Annotated in this window: 7 protein-coding genes; 1 reads left to right on the forward strand and 6 read right to left on the reverse strand. The window is 64.8% G+C overall.

The genetic code is table 11. The features are described from left to right. Positions 1-308 precede the first annotated feature (308 nt). The 5 genes from AC07Y9_RS02620 to AC07Y9_RS02640 form a co-directional block, all read right to left on the reverse strand. Complete coding sequence (locus tag AC07Y9_RS02620; RefSeq protein WP_102679592.1) at positions 309-1,361, reverse strand: hypothetical protein; 1,053 nt, start codon at positions 1,359-1,361, stop codon at positions 309-311. Between the two features lie 286 nt (positions 1,362-1,647). Then, complete coding sequence (locus AC07Y9_RS02625; RefSeq protein ID WP_102679593.1) at positions 1,648-2,466, reverse strand: alpha/beta fold hydrolase; 819 nt, start codon at positions 2,464-2,466, stop codon at positions 1,648-1,650. A 316-nt stretch (positions 2,467-2,782) separates the two neighbouring features. Further along, positions 2,783-3,247, reverse strand: a complete 465-nt coding sequence (locus tag AC07Y9_RS02630) for a nitrogen fixation protein (protein WP_096375044.1) — start codon at positions 3,245-3,247, stop codon at positions 2,783-2,785. 62 nt (positions 3,248-3,309) lie between these two features. Next, positions 3,310-3,528, reverse strand: coding sequence for a hypothetical protein (locus tag AC07Y9_RS02635; protein ID WP_007922888.1), 219 nt, complete (start codon positions 3,526-3,528; stop codon positions 3,310-3,312). A 656-nt stretch (positions 3,529-4,184) separates the two neighbouring features. Continuing rightward, entirely contained in the window at positions 4,185-17,228 is a 13,044-nt protein-coding gene (locus AC07Y9_RS02640) for a non-ribosomal peptide synthetase (RefSeq protein WP_102679594.1), read from the reverse strand. A gap of 375 nt (positions 17,229-17,603) precedes the next feature. On the opposite strand from AC07Y9_RS02640, the gene AC07Y9_RS02645 reads away from it, so the two are divergent. Next, positions 17,604-18,152: an RNA polymerase factor sigma-70 gene (locus tag AC07Y9_RS02645; RefSeq protein WP_007922891.1), complete on the forward strand. Its 549-nt coding sequence runs from the start codon at positions 17,604-17,606 to the stop codon at positions 18,150-18,152. A 56-nt stretch (positions 18,153-18,208) separates the two neighbouring features. On the opposite strand, the gene AC07Y9_RS02650 is transcribed toward AC07Y9_RS02645, so the two are convergent. Next, complete coding sequence (locus AC07Y9_RS02650; protein WP_102679595.1) at positions 18,209-18,646, reverse strand: pyoverdine biosynthesis protein; 438 nt, start codon at positions 18,644-18,646, stop codon at positions 18,209-18,211. Positions 18,647-18,686 lie beyond the last annotated feature (40 nt).

The raw sequence follows: 18,686 nt of genomic DNA on the forward strand, positions 1-18,686 counted from the left end.
GGCGCCAAACCTGCCAATGCGGTGTGTCAGGCAAGATACCGTCGCCTGGTTTACGGCCGCTTCGCGCCCGATCGCAGCCTTCGGCAGCGGCTACAGGGGCGCGTCAGCATTCGACGCCTGTGCATAAGATTGGCTCGGTCCGCGTTTGGGCGCAGCAGGCGCCAAACCTGCCCATGCGGTGTGTCAGGCAAAAGACCGTCGCCTGGTTTACGGCCGCTTCGTCGGAATGCCGCCCAGCCCGATCGCAGCCTCGCAGGCTCGGCAGCGGCTACAGGGGCGTGTCAGATTTCGGCATTTGTGCGTAAGGCTCAGGCGAACTCGTCCGGTGCTTCGCGGGCGAGGATGTTTTCCAGCTCGCCGGTGTCTGCCCGTTCGTTGAGGACGGCGCTGACCTGATCGACCCAGACCTTTTCCGAGGCAATCCCGGCCCACGACTGGCTGCCGAAGCCGTGATACGGACGGTCATCGAAGGTGCTGATCAGCAGTTGGTTGAAGCGCACCGTTTCCAGGTTCTTGCGCTGGATCTGCATCTGCAGCGCCCCCAGCACCTTCTGCTGCTCTTGCGGGTTCGGGCGATAGCTAAAGAGCCGCGGCGAGCTGAGCACCAGGAACTCCGGTGGAAGGTTTTCATCGATGGCCGCCTGCAAGCGGTAATGGCCATCGAGAATCAGGTGGCAGCTCAGGCCGCTGACGTACCACAGCAGGATGGGCGGCAAGCTGCCCTCGCGGGCTTTCTTGCGCCACCATTTGAGGCGCCCGGAATGCGGGTCCACTGCATGCAGGCCGACCACCGCGCCGCCACTCTCGCCCAACTCGACCCAGCGCGCCGCGCCGGGTTGCCGGTTGTCGAGGATGTTGCGGCCGTAGATCGCCCACTGCGGCATATGGCTCAGGGCGTCTTCGCCGCCCTTGAAGTACCAGGCTTCGGTGCCGCTCAGCAACGGCCGCATCGGCTGGAGGGATTCCGGGCGCAGGGCCCGTACCAGCCAGTAGCCGGGGTAGAAAAAGTCCGGTTGGTGCTGCATCAACTGCTGGACGAAAAAGCGGCTCCAGGCCTTGAGGCGCAGGGCCGGGTCGAGGCGTAGCTGTTGCTCCACCTGGGGCGAATCGATGGGCCCCACCAGGGTTTGCGGCAGTTGCTCCAGCAGGTGATTGCGTACCAGCCACACGCCGTAAAGGCAGCGGGACATGGTGCCCCAGAGCAGCGTCTGGTCCCCCAGCACCAGTTGCATGCGTCGGTGGTTGCCACTGAGCAGGCGCAGGTTCGGCTTGCCGCTGGCCGGGCGCTTGACCTCCACCCCGAGGCCGTTCCAGTTGCCCGCCAGATCCTCGATATCGCGCCAGTAAATCTGTTCCGTCATCGCCCCTGTCCCTGAATGAAAACGCCCGGCGCAGGTGCTTGGGCCTGCGCCGGGCGCGACTATAGCAGAGGGTCGGGTGGTGGCCGTAAGATCGAATCGCGGGCCAGCCTCGCTCCTACAGAAGCGCCGTCAACCGGAAGATTCGTCGACATTACGCAGTCGCATCGCGGGCAATCGAGCGTCGACCGGCCGCTCCTACAGAGGCCGCATTTCCCCTAGTGGATTGCATGCTTCTGTAGGAGCGAGGCTTGCCCGCGATGACGTCAGCCCAAACGCCGCCGAGGCATCAGCAGGAATACCGCTCCGCCAAAAACTTCAACAAAGCCTCGGTGACAAACGCCGGATTCTCCAGGTTGGAGATATGCCCCGCCTCGGGCACCAGCTGATAAGCGCAACCAATCAGCTCGGCCATTTCCCGGGTTTCCGCAGGTGGGCGCGGTTTGTCCTGGTCGCCGCACAGCAGCAAGGTGGTCTTGGGGTCCAGCTGGTCCAGGCGCGACAACAGGTCCGCGCGGCTGAAGGTGATGCGGCCCATGGGCACCACGCTTTCGCGCAGGCGTTCGCTGGGCAGTGCCGCGAGGACCGCGCGGAAGTCCTGGTACAGCGCCGACTGCGGGTCGATGCCAGGACGGAAGAAAATCGGTACCACGATGTCCAGCAGCGGCGACGGGATGGTCCCCGCCTCTTCGATCTGCTTGAACAACGAGAAGTAGTACTGGCGGGTCGGCTCGGGCTCGGCCCCGAGGTAGGTGTCCATCAGCACCAGGCCATTGATGCGTTGCGGCGCCGCCAGGGCCAGGCGCGCGCCCCACATGCCGCCCACGGACAGGCCGACCAGGGTAATGCGTTCGATCTCAAGATGATCCAGCAGCGCCAGCACCTGCCGGGCGATATCGTCCAGTGAAGCAGTGCCTTGCGGCAGAGCGCCGGACTGGCCGTGGCCCCACAGGTCCAGGGCGATCACCCGGTACTGCCGGGACAGCGCCTCGATCTGCGGCGTCCACATGTTCAGGTCCCACAGGTAGCTGCCGGCCAGCAGCACCGCCGGGCCGCGGCCCTGGTCCAGGTAGTGAAGGGCTTGTCCATCAATAGTCGCGAAGGGCATCAACTGTCTCCTGTCAGGTGGGCTGCGAAAAAGCCTCGGTAGACTGTGCCGGTGAAGGGTTGCCGTCAATCGGACAAGTCCTAAGGGCCGTGCAAGCCTGGAAGTTTTTTCGAGCAAACTTGCCCCCACAGAAGATGATGGAATCCATGTAGGCTGCTGAACACCTGAACGATGTGTATACCTTCGACACTCTTGAGTGAGATATCGAAGAGCGGCACAGCCGGTCCCTTCGACTCCCCTCCAGAAGTGGCAAATAGACTCAAAGTTCATATCAGAGAGTGCAAGTTGATCAGTTCAACGAGACTCACACTTTGAGCTATATCGGGGTTGCCGCAATAATGATCATCTCGTCCTGGGAAAAACTATTGGTTACAACTTGCGGACAGCGGAAACAGGCATCGGGGCCCTGTTCATTCCACCAGCGACAGGAGGCTCTTATCGAGCAACGGGGAAGTTTGTCTGTGACCGTTTTTAATTTCTCTACGGTGCGCGATACAAGCTGGCAGCCTCCTTCCTTGTAGTGCTGGCATCGCATTTCCGCACAGGGTGCGGAAATGCGAAATACCTCTGCCGGACTGACAGGGACTGTTGATTCAGCCAGCTCTTTCGTCATGGGTATTGCTTGTGAAAGGTAAGCTACTTCAGGAGCTGCCACCGTGCCATTCACCACCCCGAATATTTTCGCTCCTTCCCATTCCGGCTGAGCACTTGGGCACAGAAGCTCCTTATTTCGACCGTTCTCAATCAATCGGCGGGATTTTTCCAACGATTTGGGTGGCATTTTATTCCCTCCACCAGCATTCCTTCTGTCCCTATTGGCTTGACGAAAAAATGCCGAAAAACCTAGACCTTGCCAATATTGGCAACTTCCTTGAGTTCGCCTACCGCGCTTTGGGGGAGCACTTGAATGTTGAAGTCAATCCTTCCACCATAAATAAGGATTTTATCGCGCAACGCTTCTCCACGAGTATCAAGCGCTCTTTGCAAACCGGTAGCGATTGCAGTGCTTATATCGGCAACAGACAAATTCGCTGTGACGCGGTCAAACTTTTCATTGGACATTTTAATTCTCCAAAACATAGCCGTTGAAATAACTGGAGGCGTGCAAGCAGAACATCAATGGCGTTTTGGTGTCTCGGGGGCTTGGTAATGGCTCGCTTCAAACAGCTCCATGTCCATAAAAACTCCAAAATAACGATCTGCCATTATTGCTGGCGCGGCAATGACTTTGATAGTCAACCCACTGTAAGAGCATAGCCACTAAAGTTAGCGTCAAAAGTCAAATTTGGAAGATGGATTAACTCGAATCACTATAAGTGCAAGACTGAATCGCCTTGGTCGCGGAGATACTTCAAAAATTCATTGCGAGCCCCATGAGCAGTTCTGCTAAGGACTCTAATCTCGCACGGTGAGGGATGAATAATTCGACCCGAAGGGCCGAGTTTTTTAGAACAGCGACATCTGCTACGCCGCCTGCCGCGTCGATGTTGTCGGCGCATTCGAAGCGGGAGCGGGAGCCGGTTTCAAAGATGGGCAGCGGATAACCGTGGATGTGGCGGTAGCACTCGGGCCAGCCGGAAGTGAGCAGGGCCTCGATGGTAAGGCCCTGCCAGACGAAGGTGCAGATTTGGGCGCCATCATGGCGCCCGATTGGGGTGTCCCGGATTATCAGGCCAGTTCAGCTTGCTCGCGATAGGGCCAGCGCCGACAACCCTGGATTACAACCCCTCCAGCTCCGCCATCAGATCGCTCAGGCGATCGACCTTCTCCTCGCTGATTTCACTGCTCGCCAGGCCGTCGATGTACTGCGCCAGCTCCTCCACCGTGCTGCATTCGAACATCGCCCGCAGCGGCACGTTGCGTTGCAGGGTTTTCTGCACCCGCGAAGCGATCTGCGTGGCCAGCAGCGAATGCCCGCCCAGCTCGAAGAAGTTGTCCTGGACCCCGACCCGCTCGACCTTGAGCACCTCGGCCCAGATAGCGGCCAGGGTCTGCTCCAGTTCGCTGCGCGGTGCCAGGTAGTCCTGGCTGTGCAACTGGCCGATCTCCAGGGCCGGCAGGGCCTTGCGGTCGAGCTTGCCATTGGCGTTGAGCGGCAGGCACTCCAGCCACAGCCAGTGCAGCGGCACCATGTATTCCGGCAGCTCGACGCGCAGGCGTTGCTTGATGCGCTCCAGGCGTTCCGTCGGGTTCAGGGCCGAGTCGCTGGCTACCAAATACCCCACCAAATGCTTGCCGTTGACGCCTTCCTGCACGCCGACCGCAGCGTCGCGAACTTCCGGCTGTTCGTGCAGGCGGGCTTCGATTTCCCCCAGCTCGATGCGGTAGCCACGGATCTTCACTTGATGGTCGATACGCCCGACGTACTCCAGCACGCCATCGGCGCGGCGCCGTGCCAGGTCGCCGGTGCGGTACAGGCGTTCGCCCGGGGCACCGAACGGATGCGGCACGAACACCTGCGCGGTGCGCAGCGGATCGCTGACATAACCACGGCCGACCCCGGTACCGGCGACGCACAGCTCGCCCACCGCGCCCAGTGGCACCAGGTCCAGCGCGCCATCCATCAGGTACAGGCGGTTGTTGTCGGTCGGCGTACCGATCGGCAGGTAGCTGCCACGGGTCGAGGCCATGTCGACGCGGTAGAAGGCCACGTCATCCGAACACTCGGCCGGACCGTAGGCGTTGACCAGGCCGATCTGCGGGTAACGCAGCAACCATTGGTGCGCCAGCTCCGGTGGCATCGCCTCGCCGGTCGGCAGCATCCAGCGCAGGCCATCGAGGTCGATGGACTCCTGGGCGAGCATGCCCTGGATCAGCGACGGCACGCTTTCCAGCACGCTGATGCCCTGCGCCTGCACATGGGCCAGCAAGCCTTGCGGATCATGGGCGATGGCGTTCGGCACGATGTCCACCCGCGCACCGAACAGCGGCGCGGCGAGGAACTGCCAGACCGAAATATCGAAGCTCTGCGACGCGGTCTGGGCGATCACATCGGCCTCGCTCAATTGCAGGTACGGCACCTTGCTCAGCTGGTTGTTGAGCATGCCGCGCTGCTCGACCATCACGCCCTTGGGCAGGCCGGTAGAGCCCGAGGTGTAGATCACATAGGCCAGGTTGTCCGGGCCGCTGTAGATCCCCGTGTTGTCCTGCGAATGATCGGCCGCTTGCACCTCCTCCCACACCAGCAAACGTGGTCGGTTGGCGCAAGCGAACTCGTCCAGCAAGGCTTGCGCCTGTTCCTGGCAGGCCGCAGTGCACACCAGCAACGGCGTGCGGCTCAGCTCGATGATCCGCCCCAGGCGCTGGCCCGGCAGGCCCGGGTCCAGCGGCAGGTAGCCGGCGCCGGCCTTGAAGCTGCCGATGATCATGCCCAGCAGGTCCAGGCTGCGCTCGGCCAGCAGGGCCACCGGCTGGTCCAGGCCCACGCCGTTGGCGATCAGGGCGTGGCCCAGGCGGTTACTGCGCTGGTTCAGTTCGGCATAGCTGTATTGCAAGTCCTGGCAACTGGCGGCGATGCGTTGCGGATGCGCCGCCACCTGGGCCTCGAACAGTTCGACGTAGCTGCGCTGCAGCGGGTACTCATGCTCGCTCTGGTTGCAGCCGGCGAGCAGGAAGTCCTGCTCTTCTGCGCCCAGCAGCGGCAGCTCGGCCATGTCGCCATGGAAGCCCTGCACCAGCGCCAGCAGCAGGCGCTTGAACTCGCCGAGCATGCGCTCGATGGTCGCTTGCTCGAAGTAGCGCTGGTCGTAGGACAGGTGCAGCCCCAGGTCATCCCCCGGGTAGCACACCGCGGTCAGCGGGAAGTTGGTGTGGGTGCGGCCGGAATCCGAGGTGGCGTTCAGGCTTTGCGCGCGGTCCAGCACCGAGACTTCCACCGGCGCGTTCTCGAACACGAACAGGCTGTCGAACAGCGGCTGGCCCTTGGGCAGTTCGCTGTTTTCCTGGATCGCCACCAGCGGCAGGTATTCGTACTCGCGCAGCTCCATGTTGCGTTCCAGCAGGCTGCTGAGCCATTGACGCACGCTCAGGCGCTGGCCGTCCTCCGGCAGCTGCACCCGCAGCGCGATGCTGTTGATGAACAGGCCGACGGTGCGCTGCATCTCGGGCATTTCCACCGGACGCCCGGCCACGGTGACGCCGAACAGCACGTCTCGATCGCCGCTCAGGCGCCGCAGGACCAGGGCCCAGGCCGCCTGGGCGAAGGTGTTGATGGTCAGTTGATGCTGCTGCGCCAACTCGCGCAATTGCGCGCCGTCGCGGGCATCGAGCCGGGTGTAGCAGTCACCGACGATCATGCCGCCGCTGTCGCCGGCGTGTTCGCGCAGGAACGGCCGGTCGCTCGGAATCGGCGTGGTGCGCTCGAAGCCTTGCAGGTTGTTTTTCCACCACTGGCGCGCCTCGGCCAGGCTCTGGCGTTGCAGCCAGCCGATGTAGTCGCGGTAGCGTGGCGGCACGCTCAGCTGGGCTTCGCGACCTTCGCCCAGGGCGGTGTAGATCTCGAAGAAGTCGTTCATCAACAGCGAACGGCACCAGGCATCGATCAGGATGTGGTGGTTGCTCATCATGAACCAGTAGCGCGCGGCCCCCACGCGGATCAGCCGCAGGTGGAACGGTGCCTGGCTGAGCAGATCGAAACCGGCCTCGCGCTCGCTTTTCAGCAGCGCCTGCAGCTTCGGTTCCTGCTCGTCTTGCGCGACAGCGCTCCAGTCCAGGAACTCGATCGGCGTGCTGCCCGGCTTGTGGATAACCTGCAGCATGTCTTCGCCGACGTTCCAGCAGAAGGACGCGCGCAGGGCTTCGTGACGGGCCACCACTGCCTGCCAGGCCTGGGCGAAACGCGCCGGGTCCAGCTCGCTGTCGATGCGGTAGCGGTCCTGCATGTAGTACAGGCCGGTGCCCGGCTCCAACAGGGTGTGCAGCAGCATGCCCTCCTGCATCGGGGTCAGCGGGTAGACGTCCTCGATGGCACTGGCCGGCACCGGCAGCGCGTCCAGTTGCGCCTGGGTCAGGCGTGCCAGGGGGAAGTCCGACGGCGTCAGGCCGCCGGCATCGTCCTCCAGGCAATGGACGATCAGGCTGTGCAGTTCGCCGAGGTAGGCCTGGGCCAGCGCGTCGATGCTCTGCACATCAAAACGCTCGCCGCTGAAGGTCCAGCGCAGCACCAACTCGCCGGCGTAGACCTGGCTGTCGACGCTCAGCTCGTTGGGCAGCGGCGCTTGCGGCGAATGGGCGGCGCCCACCGGCTCGTCCAGCGGACGGAACAGCGCGTCGCTGGCAAAGCTCTGGTCGAACTGGCCCAGGTAGTTGAAGGTGATCGGCGCCTGCGGCAAGGCCGCCATGCGTTGCTGGATCGCCCCGTCGGCCAGGTAGCGCAGCACGCCATAACCCAGGCCTTTATGCGGCACCGCGCGCAGCTGTTCCTTGATCGCCTTGATCGAGGCGCCCTGCCCGGCCGCCGCTTCGATGGCCAGCGGGGTCAGGCGCAGCGGGTAAGCGCTGGTGAACCAGCCGACCGTGCGGGTCAGGTCGATCTCGTCGAACAGGGTTTCGCGGCCATGGCCTTCCAGTTGGATCAGCGCCGACGCTTCGCCGGTCCAGCGGCACAGCACGCGGGCCAGGGCGGTCAGCAGCAGGTCGTTGACCTGGGTGCGGTAGGCGCTCGGCGCCTGTTGCAGCAGCTGCCGGGTGCGTTCGGCATCCAGCTTCACGCTGACGGTCCGCGCATGTTTGTTCTGCCGCCCGCCCTGGGCGTGCTGCACCGGCAGCGTCGCCGCCGGGCCAGCCAATTGGTCCTGCCACCAGCTCAACTCTTCGCGCAGCGACTCGCTGCCGGCATAGGCCTGCAGGCGTGACGCCCAATCGCGCAAGGCGCTGGTTTTCGCCGGCAGGCGCGGCGTCTGCTGAGCTTCAAGCTGGCGGTAGAGGTTTTGCAGATCCTCCAGCAGCACCCGCCAGGACACGCCGTCGACCACCAGGTGGTGGATGGCGATAAACAGGCGTTGCTGCGCATCCGGACCGTCCACCAACAGCGCGCGCAACAGCGGTCCGTTGGCCAGGTCGAGGCTGCGCTGCGCCTCGGCGAACAGCGCCGGGCATTGTTCCATGGAAGCCACGCGCAGTTGCATCAGCAGTGGCGCCTCGGACAGCGGCTGGTGCTCGGCCCGCCATTGGCCGTCGACCTGGGTGAAGCGCAGGCGCAGGGCGTCATGCTGGGCCAGCAGCGCGTGCAGCGCTTGCTCCAGCAACTGCCCATCGAGCACCTGGGTCGGCGCCAGCAGCAGGGCCTGGTTCCAGTGCTGACGCTCGGGGATCGCACTGTCGAAGAACCAGTGCTGGATCGGTGTCAGGTGCGACTCGCCACTGAGCAAGCCTTGCTCGGCGACGATCCGCTCGCTGCGGCTGGCCACCGCGGCCAGGGCCTGCACGGTCTGATGCTGGAACAGGTCCCGCGGGCTGAAATGAATGCCCAACTGACGGGCGCGGCTGACCACCTGGATCGACAGGATCGAGTCGCCGCCCAGTTCGAAGAAGTTGTCGTGCAGGCCGACCTGCCGCAGGTTCAGCACGTCGCACCAGACCTGGGCCAGGGTCTGCTCCAGCTCGTTGCTCGGCGCCACGTACTGCTGGCGGTTGAGTTCCAGGTCCGGGGCCGGCAAGGCGCGGCGGTCGAGCTTGCCGTTGGCCGTCAGCGGCATGCTCGCCAGCAGGACCAGGTGGGTGGGCACCATGTAGTCCGGCAGGTGGATTTTAAGCTGGGCCTTAATCGCTTCGCGCAGGGCCGCCTGTTGCTCGTCACCCTGCTCGGCAACGTCGCTGACTAGATAGCCAGCCAGCTGTTTGCCGCCCGGCATGTCCAGGGCCAGCACCACCGCTTCGCGCACCGCGTCATGTTCCAGCAGGCGGTTTTCGATTTCCCCCAGCTCGATACGGAAGCCGCGAATCTTCACCTGATGGTCGACCCGGCCGATGTATTCCACCTGGCCATCGGCGCACTGGCGCACCAGGTCGCCGGTGCGATACAGGCGCCCGCCTTTAGCGCTGAACGGGTCGGCCACGAAACGCTCGGCGCTCATGCCCGGACGCTGGTGGTAACCCTGGGCCAGGCCGGCCCCGCCGACATACAGCTCACCGGTGGCGCCTTGCGGCAGCAGGGCCAGATCGGCGTCGAGAATGTAGGCCACGCGCTCACCGATCACGGTGCCGATCGGTACGCTGCCAGCGCCCTCTTCCAGTTGTTCCGGCGCCAGGCTGGCCAGCGGCATGACCACGGTTTCGGTGGGGCCGTAGGCGTTGAAGAACAGGCTCGGCTTGAACGCCGCGCGGATGCGGCTCAGGTGTTCGCCGGTCAACGCCTCGCCACCGGTGATGCACATGCGCACCGGCAGGGTCTGGCCCTGGGTTGCCAGCCACTGCGCCAGCTGGCTGCCGTAGCTCGGGGTAAAACCGAGGATGTTGATGCGGTGCTCACGGATCAGCTGGCAGATCTCTTGCGCGTCCCACTGCCCCTGCGCCCGCAGCACCACCTGGGCGCCGCTGAGCAGCGGCACCAGCAGACGCTCGGTGGCGGCGTCGAAGTTGATGGAGTAGAAGTGCAGCTCGCAGTCGTCCGGGCGCATGCCAAAGCGCTCGATCACCGCGCGGCAGTGCATGGCGATCTCGCCATGGGACACCACCACGCCCTTGGGCTTGCCGGTGGAGCCCGAGGTGTAGATCAGGTACGCCTGGTGCTGCGGCAGGCTGATAAAGGGCAGCTCGCTGGCCGGGTAGTTGGCCAGTTGCGCGCCGTCCTCTTCCAGGCACCAGCGCGCCACGCTGGCTAGCAACTCACCCAAAGCCTGGAACATCGCCGCGTCGCTGAGCAGCAGGCCGATACCACTGTCTTCAATCATGTAGTGCAGGCGGTCCAGCGGGTATTCCGGGTCCAGCGGCACGTAGGCGCCGCCGGCCTTGAGGATCGCCAGCAGGCCGACGACCATTTCCAGCGAGCGCTCCAGGGCCAGGCCAACCCGCACCTGCGGGCCGACACCACGCTCACGGAGCATCCAGGCCAGGCGGTTGGCGCGGCTGTCGAGCTCGGCGTAGCTCAGGGTCTGCCCGGCGAATGTCAGGGCCGGAGCGTCCGGGCGCAGCAGCGCCTGTTCGCTGAACAGGTGGTGGATGCACTGGTCCAGGCGGTGTTCGCCGGGTTCGACGCCCAGGCTGTCCAGCAGTTGCTGTTGTTCGACGCGGTCGAGCAGCGGCAATTCGCTCAGGCGCTGCTCGGGGCTCTCTATCAAGGCCGCGATCAAGGCCTCCAGCAGGTTGCACCAGTGCGCCGCCATGCGCGCGATGCGCGGCTCGTCGAACAGGTCGGTGCTGTAGGTCAGGCAGCAACCCAGGCGATGATCGAGGTCGGTGACTTCCAGGTTGAGGTCGAACTTGGTGGCCCGCGCATCGTTGGCCAGGTACTCGACCGTCATGCCGGCCAGGCTGCGGCTCTGCTGGAACTCCCAGCGCTGGACGTTGCACATCACCTGGAACAGCGGGTTGTAGGCGGCGCTGCGCGGCGGTTGCAGGGCTTCCACCAGGTGGTCGAACGGCAGGTCCTGATGGGACTGGCCTTCGATCACGGTATGCCGCACCTGCTCGAACAGATCAAAGACGCTCATCTGCCCGTCGAGCTGGCAACGCAGTACCTGGGTGTTGAGGAAGGCGCCGATCAGCCCCTCGCTTTCCGGGCGGATGCGGTTGGCCACCGGCGCGCCGATGCGCAGGTCGGTCTGGCCGCTGTAGCGATAGAGCAGCACAGCCAGGGTCGCGGTCATGGTCATGAACAGGGTCAGGCCGTGTTCGGCATTGAAGCGCCGTACCCGTGCCGCCAGCTCGTCGCTGAGGTCGAAGCGGTACAACTCACCCCGGTGGCTCTGCACCGGCGGCCGCGGCCGGTCGCCCGGCAGTTCCAGCAGTGGGTGTTCGTTGCCCAGTTGCACAGTCCAGTAATCCAGCTGGCGCTGACGCTCGCCGGACTCCAGCCACTGGCGCTGCCAGACGCTGTAATCCAGGTACTGCACCGGCAGCGGTTCCAGCGGCGAGTCACGGTCGTCGATAAAGGCTTCGTACAACGCGCTCAGCTCACGGGCGAAGATGTCCATCGCCCAGCCTTCGGTGACGATGTGGTGCAGGGTCAGCACGAAGTAGTGCTCATGCTCCGCCGCCTTGACCAGGCAGGCGCGCAGCAGCGGACCGGTTTCCAGGTCGAACGGCCGGTGCGCCTCGCTGTCGGCCAGCTGTTGCAGGCGTTGCTCGCGGCTCGCTGCATCCAAACTGGAGAAATCCTTCCAGCCCATGCGCACGCCGGTTTCCCCATGCACCCGTTGTTGGGCCACGCCGTCGACGCTAGGGAACGTGGTGCGCAGGGTTTCGTGACGCAGGATCAGCGCCTGCAGCGCCGCCTCGAAACGCCCGACATCCAGCACGCCCTTGAAACGCGCCATGCCGCCAACGTTGTAGGCCGGGCTGTCCGGCTCCATCTGCCAGAGGAACCACATGCGCTGCTGGGAATAAGACAACGGCACAGGCTGGCTGCGATCGACCTTGGCGATCGGCGGCTGCTGGTTACGCTTGCCGGCTTCCTGGATCAGCCGCACCTGCTCGGCGAAGTCGCCCAGCTCGCTGGCTTCGAACAAGGCCCGCAGCGGCAACTCGACGTCGCAGGCCTGGCGGGTCCGGGAAATGATCTGCGTGGCCAGCAGCGAGTGGCCGCCTAGGGCAAAGAAATCATCGCGCAAGCCAATGCGCTGCTGCCCCAGCACCTCGCGCCAGATCGCCGCGATCTGCTGTTGCAACTCAGTGACGGGTTCAACGTGTTCACGCACCTGCCATTGCGGTTCCGGCAAGGCACGGCGGTCGAGCTTGCCGCTCGGGCTCAGGGGCATGGCCGAAAGAAGCATCAGTTGCGCCGGCACCATGTACTCCGGCAGCTCACTGGCCAGGGCGGTTTTCAGGCGCTCGATCTGCGCACCCTCCTCTTCCCCATCCGCGCTGGCGGTGTAATAACCGATCAGTTGCGCACCGGCCGCGGTCTCGCGCACCAGCACCGCCGCCTGGGCCACGCCCTCCTGGGCCAGCAGGCGCGCTTCGATTTCCTGGGGTTCGACCCGAAAGCCGCGCAGCTTGACCTGCTGGTCGAGACGCCCGAGGTATTCCAGCGCGCCATCGGCCGCCCAGCGTACCCGGTCGCCGGTGCGGTACAGGCGCGCGCCCTCGCTGCTCAGCGGGTCGACGACAAAACGTTCGGCGCTCAGCCCCGGCCGCCCGAGGTAACCACGGGCCAGGCCGACCCCGGCAATGCACAGCTCGCCCGGCACGCCTATCGGCACCGGGTTGAGGTCGGCGTCCAGCACCCGGCAGACCACGTTGCCCAGCGGACGGCCGATGGGCGAACGCTGGCCATCGACGCTGCGGCAGTGCCAGTGGGTAACGTTGATCGCGGTTTCGGTCGGGCCGTAACGGTTATGCAGTTGAGCGTTCGGCAGTTGCTCCAGCACCCGGTCGCGTAATTCGGCCGGCAAGGCTTCGCCACCGGAGAACAGCCGGCGCAGGCTGCTGCATCCGGCGCTCAGCGGCTCCTCGACGAACAGCTGCAACAGCGGCGGCACGAAGTGCAGCGTGGTCACGCCGTATTGCTGCACCAACTGGGCGATACGATGCGGGTCGCGGTGTTCGCCCGGCGCGGCCAGCAGCAGGCGGCAGCCGGTGATCAGCGGCCAGAAGCACTCCCACACCGACACGTCGAAGCTGATCGGCGCCTTTTGCATCAGCACATCGCTGGCGTCCAGGCGGTAGCTGTTCTGCATCCACTGCAAGCGTTCGCTCAGGGCCGCGTGAGTGTTGCCCACGCCCTTGGGCTGGCCGGTGGAGCCGGAGGTGTAGATCACATAGGCCAGGTTGTCGCCGTGCAGGTGCAGGCCCGGCGCATGGCTCGGCCAGCCGTCGAGCTTGAGGCTGTCCATGGCGATGGCGCTGACGCCCGCGGCCTGGGGCAGGCGCTCGAGCAGCTGGGTCTGGGTCAGCAGCAGCTCGACGCCACTGTCGGCCAGCATGTAGGCCAGGCGCTCGGCCGGGTAGTCCGGGTCCAGCGGCACATAGGCGCCGCCGGCCTTGACGATCGCCAGCAGGCCGATCAACAGCTGCGGCGAACGCTCGGCGGCGATGGCCACGCAGACATCCGGGCCGACCCCCTTGTCGCGCAGGTAATGGGCCAGGCGGTTGGCCTGGGCATGCAGCTCGGCAAAGCTCAGCTCGCCGCCCTGCCACACCAGTGCGGTGCGTTCCGGGGCCTGCTGCAGTTGTGCCTCGAGCAGCTCGGGCAGCCATTGGCTGGCCGCCGCGCACGGGGCTTCGCTCCACTGTTGCTGCTGCGCCTGCTCGCAGGGGTTGAGCAACGGCAGGTCGGCGATGGCGGTTTGCGGACGCGCGCAGGCTTCGCGCAGCAGGCTGACGAAATGCTCGGCCAGGCGCTCGACGGTCGCGGCCTCGAACAGTTCGCTGGCGTAGTCGAACGACAGGCTCAGGCGGCCGTTGCGATCTTCTTCACTGTGCAGTTGCAGGTCGAACTTGGCCTCGCGGCTGTGCCACGGCAACTCCTCGGCCAGCAGCCCGGGCAGCCGGCGCAGGGCGCTGAGGTCGCGCTGCTGGTGGTTGAACATGACCTGGAACAGACCCTGTTCGCGGGCCTGGGGGAAGGCTTCGAGCAGTTGCTCGAACGGCAGGTCCTGATGGGCCTGGGCCTGCAGCGCGGCCTGGCGAGTCTGCGCCAATAGATCAACGAAAGGCAGGCGTCCGTCCACCTCGGCGCGCAGCACCAGGGTGTTGATGAAGAAGCCGATCAGGCCCTGGGTTTCAAGGCGCGGACGGTTGGCATTGGGCACGCCGATACGGATGTCGCGCTGGCCGCTGTAGCGATGCAGCAGGCTCTGGAACGCCGTGAGCAACAGCATGAACGGCGTCGATTCATGGGCCTGGGCGGTCTGGCGAATGGCTTCGCTCAGGCTCGCGCCCAGGCGCAGGCTGTGCCGCGCGGCGCTGTGTTGCCGTTGCGCCGAACGCGGGTGGTCGGTGGCCAGGCTCAGGCTCGGGTGCTCGTCGCCCAACTGCTGTTTCCAGTAGGCCAGTTGCCGTTCGCCTTCGCCCTGGGCCAGCCACTGGCGCTGCCAGCTGCCGTAGTCGGCGTACTGCAACGGCAGCGGCGCCAGGCTCGCCGCCTGGCCTTGCACGGCGGCGGCATACAGGCGCGAGAACTCGTCGATCAGCACATTCAGCGACCAGCCGTCGGCGATGATGTGGTGCAGGGTCACCAGCAGTTGGTGTTCCTCGTCGTCGAGGCGCACCAGGGTCACCCGGAGCAGCGGGCCTTGTTCCAGGTCGAACCGGGCACGGGCCTCATCCTCGCGGAGCTGTTGCGCCCGCACCTCGCGCTCGGCCAGCGGCAGGTCGCTGAGGTCGATCACCTGCAGGTTGAATTCGCTGGCCGGCAGGACCTGTTGCAGCGCCTGGCCGTCGTGCTCGAAAAAGCGCGTGCGCAGGGATTCGTGGCGTTCGATCAGTTGCTGGAAACTGGCGCGCAGGGCGTCTTCGTCCAGCTCGCCACGCAGGCGCAGGCCACCGGGAATGTTGTAGGCGCTGCTGTGCGGGTCGAGCTGCCAGGTGATCCACAGGCGATTCTGCGCCAGGGATTGAGGCAGCGCCTCGGCGCGCGACAAGGCGTTGATCGCGCCCTGGGCCAGGCCGCCATCCTGTTGCAACTGGGCGACCTGCGCGGCGAACGCGCCGAGGGTCGGCGCCTCGAACAGCAGGCGCAGGTTCAGCTCCAGGCCGAGTGCTTCACGCAGGCGCGCGACGACCTGGGTCGCGGCGATGGAGTTGCCGCCCAGCAGGAAGAAGTGATCGTCGCTCGCTACTTGCTCGACTTGCAGCTGTTCGCGCCAGATGCGGCCGATCAGCTCTTGCAGTTCGCGGGTCGCTTCGCCACTGGCCTCGCCGACCGCCGCCTGGCGATCCGGGAGCTTGTTATCGGAGAACTGGGCGTAACTGTCGAGGCTGCCATCGGCCAGACGGTTGCGGCAGGCCGAACGTTGCAGCTTGCCGCTGGACGTCTTGGGCAGGGCGCCGGGATTGAGCAGGACCACCACGCTCGGCGCTTGCTGATAGGCCTCGGCCACGGTCTGGCGAATCAGCTTGATCAGCGCGTCCGGCGTGAGGATCTTCTGCACGCTGCGGCTGATTTCCGCGGCGATGCCGATGCCTTCCTGGCCCTGCTCGGTGACGGCGAACGCCGCGACCCGGCCCTTGCGCACCACCTCGACCTCACGCTCGATGGTCTGCTCGATGTCCTGTGGATAAAGGTTGTGCCCACGCACGATCAGCATGTCTTTCAAGCGGCCGGTAATGAACAGCTCGCCATCGCGCATGAAACCCAGATCGCCGGTGCGCAGCCAGGTCCGGCCGGCATGCTCGACAAAGGTCTTGGCCGTGGCCTCGGGGTTGCGCCAGTAACCATGGGCGATGCTCGGGCCGGCAGCCCAGACTTCACCGACCCGGTTCTCTTCCAGCTCGGCCAGGGTATTGGGCTCGACGATCAGCACCGCGTGCTCGGGCTGGCTGGTGCCGCAGCTCATCATGGCGTTGCCGGTGCCCGGCTCGGCGCGGTTCTGCGCCAGGGCCTGCTCGTCCAGGCGCAGGGCCGGGATGCCCTGGCCACGGGTGCCGCCAGCGACAAACAGGGTGGCTTCGGCCAGGCCATAGGAGGCGAAGAAATGATTCGAGGTGAAACCGCAGGCGGCGAACTTCTCGGCGAAGCGCTCCAGGGTGTCCAGGCGGATCGGCTCGGACCCGGAATAGGCCACGCGCCAGCGGCTGAGGTCCAGGCGTTCCAGGGCCGACTCGCTGACCCGCTCGCTGCACAGGCGGTAGGCGAAGTCCGGGCCACCGCTGATGGTGCCGCCGTATTCGCTGATCGCCTCCAGCCAGCGCAACGGTCGGCCGAGGAAATACGCCGGCGACATCAATACGCAGGGCACGCCGCTGAAGATCGGTTGCAGCAGGCCGCCGATCAGACCCATGTCGTGGTACAGCGGCAGCCAGCTGACGATCACGTCGTCGGGGTTGAGGTCGATACCGAAGCCGCGGCGGATCAGCAGTTCGTTGGCCACCAGGTTGCCGTGGCTGACTTGCACACCCTTGGGCAAGGCAGTGGAGCCCGAGGTGTACTGCAGGAAGGCGATGTCGTCGCCGCGCAGTTCGGTGGCGCTCCAGCCTTCGGCCAGGCTCGCCTCCAGGGTATCCACGCAGAGCAGTTGCGGCGCGTCGGCACCTTGCAGCTCGTCCATCTGCGCCAGGGAATCGCGCAGCCCGCTGCTGGTCAGCAGCAGCCGCGGCTCGGCGTCGGCGATGATCGAGATCAACCGCTCCTGGTGATGGCGTCGGCTCGACTCCGGTGGATAGGCCGGCACCGCGATAACCCCGGCATACAGGCAGGCGAAAAACGCCGCGACATAGTCCGGGCCGCTGGGGAACAGCAGCACCGCTCGATCGCCCAGAGCGGCATTGGCCTGCAACGCCGCGGCGATGGTCCGGGCACGCAGATCCAGGTCGCGATAACTGAGGACCACGCTCTGATCCTGCTCTTCGGCAAGGAAGCGCAAGGCCACTTGATCGGGGGTCTGAGCCGCCCGGCGTTGAAGGGCTTGAGCCAGAGTGCTGGGGAGTTCGAACGCGTCCATCATGGGGTTTCCTGCGCGGATTGTGCTTGCACGTAGAGCCGCGGGAAAAAGCCGCGGCCGTTACATAAACCTTTGAAAAATAAAGGCCCCTGCCCTCGGAATGGGACATCTGGAGAGCGCTGTGGCGGGATGTTCCACCCGGAACCTTTCTCCAATGAGAACGGATGGCGTCTTGAAATAATTAGTCCGCACTCTGCCCTCGAACCCCTTCACAAAGTGCGACAACGAGCCGCAGTTCTCACTCTGCACCAAAGATGCTCATTAATTCTCTTTCTCAATTGACAATCATTATCATTCAACATAATTTGTCGCTCGATGTGTAAGACGAATCTGAAATTTCTGTCGTCCTACTAACCCTTTTGCAGCAAGGTGATTTCCATGACGGAACAAGTATCCACAAGCAGGTGCGATTCACCGCTACTCCAGGCCTTTGTCGACAACCGCCTGATCCTGGTCAAGATCGCGGCGCGCATTACCGGCTGTCGTTCCCGTGCCGAAGACGTGGTGCAAGACGCGTTCTTCCGGCTGCAATCGGCGCCGCAGATCACCTCATCGTTCAAGGCGCAGTTGAGCTATCTGTTCCAGATCGTGCGCAACCTGGCGATCGACCACTATCGCAAGCAGGCGCTGGAGCAGAAGTATTCGGGCACTGAAGAAGAAGGCTTGAATGTGGTCGTGCAGGGAGCGTCGCCGGAAACCTCACACATCAATTTCTCGACCCTGGAACACATTGCCGACGCGCTGACGGAGCTGCCCAGCCGCACCCGCTATGCCTTCGAGATGTATCGCCTGCATGGCGTGCCGCAAAAGGACATCGCCAAGGAACTCGGGGTCTCGCCGACGCTGGTGAATTTCATGATTCGCGATGCGCTGGTGCATTGCCGCAAAGTCTCGGGCAACCGCGCCGACACCTACGCCCGCCACTGATCCGCGCCGCACGCTACTCCCGCACCTGATCGCGATAGCCACCGTCAGCCACGGCGCTACCGCGAACAGGAACGCTCCCGCCAGATCTTCTCGACCGCCTGATGCCGTCCGTCCCCCCGCCCCTGCGCCAGAATCAGCAAGGCGGCGCGCTTGTGGGAAAAATCGAAGGCTCTCCCACAATGCAGGCAACGCTCCTGCTGCTTGAGCCTCTGGCCCGCGTCCTCGGCCAGCCATTCGCTCGGCCCGTGGTCGAGGCATAACGAATGCACCAGGGTCGATAACCAGCCGGCCATCCACTCGTCACGCCACCCTTCTTGCCCACGCAAGGCTTGCAGCACCTCGCTGCCCGCCGGCGGCAGTGGCGTGCCAGGCCCGCAGCTGGCACCGCTCGTTTCAATACCGGCGAGGCGCAGCGGTTGCAGGCCAGCGGGATCGGCGGCGCAACGGCAGGTATCGGCAACGGCCACAGCGGACAGCGTATCGAGAGAGGACATGGCACGGACTCAGCGTCATCAGTGTTCAACCAAGTGACGT

Source organism: Pseudomonas sp. GW456-L12 (assembly GCF_059424045.1).

Bases quoted from the DNA above. Each gene is read 5' to 3' on its own strand.
- AC07Y9_RS02630 (WP_096375044.1), bottom strand. From the start codon at position 3,247: ATGCCACCCAAATCGTTGGAAAAATCCCGCCGATTGATTGAGAACGGT.
- AC07Y9_RS02635 (WP_007922888.1), bottom strand. From the start codon at position 3,528: ATGTCCAATGAAAAGTTTGACCGCGTCACAGCGAATTTGTCTGTTGCC.
- AC07Y9_RS02640 (WP_102679594.1), bottom strand. From the start codon at position 17,228: ATGATGGACGCGTTCGAACTCCCCAGCACTCTGGCTCAAGCCCTTCAA.
- AC07Y9_RS02620 (WP_102679592.1), bottom strand. From the start codon at position 1,361: ATGACGGAACAGATTTACTGGCGCGATATCGAGGATCTGGCGGGCAAC.
- AC07Y9_RS02650 (WP_102679595.1), bottom strand. From the start codon at position 18,646: ATGTCCTCTCTCGATACGCTGTCCGCTGTGGCCGTTGCCGATACCTGC.
- AC07Y9_RS02645 (WP_007922891.1), top strand. From the start codon at position 17,604: ATGACGGAACAAGTATCCACAAGCAGGTGCGATTCACCGCTACTCCAG.
- AC07Y9_RS02625 (WP_102679593.1), bottom strand. From the start codon at position 2,466: ATGCCCTTCGCGACTATTGATGGACAAGCCCTTCACTACCTGGACCAG.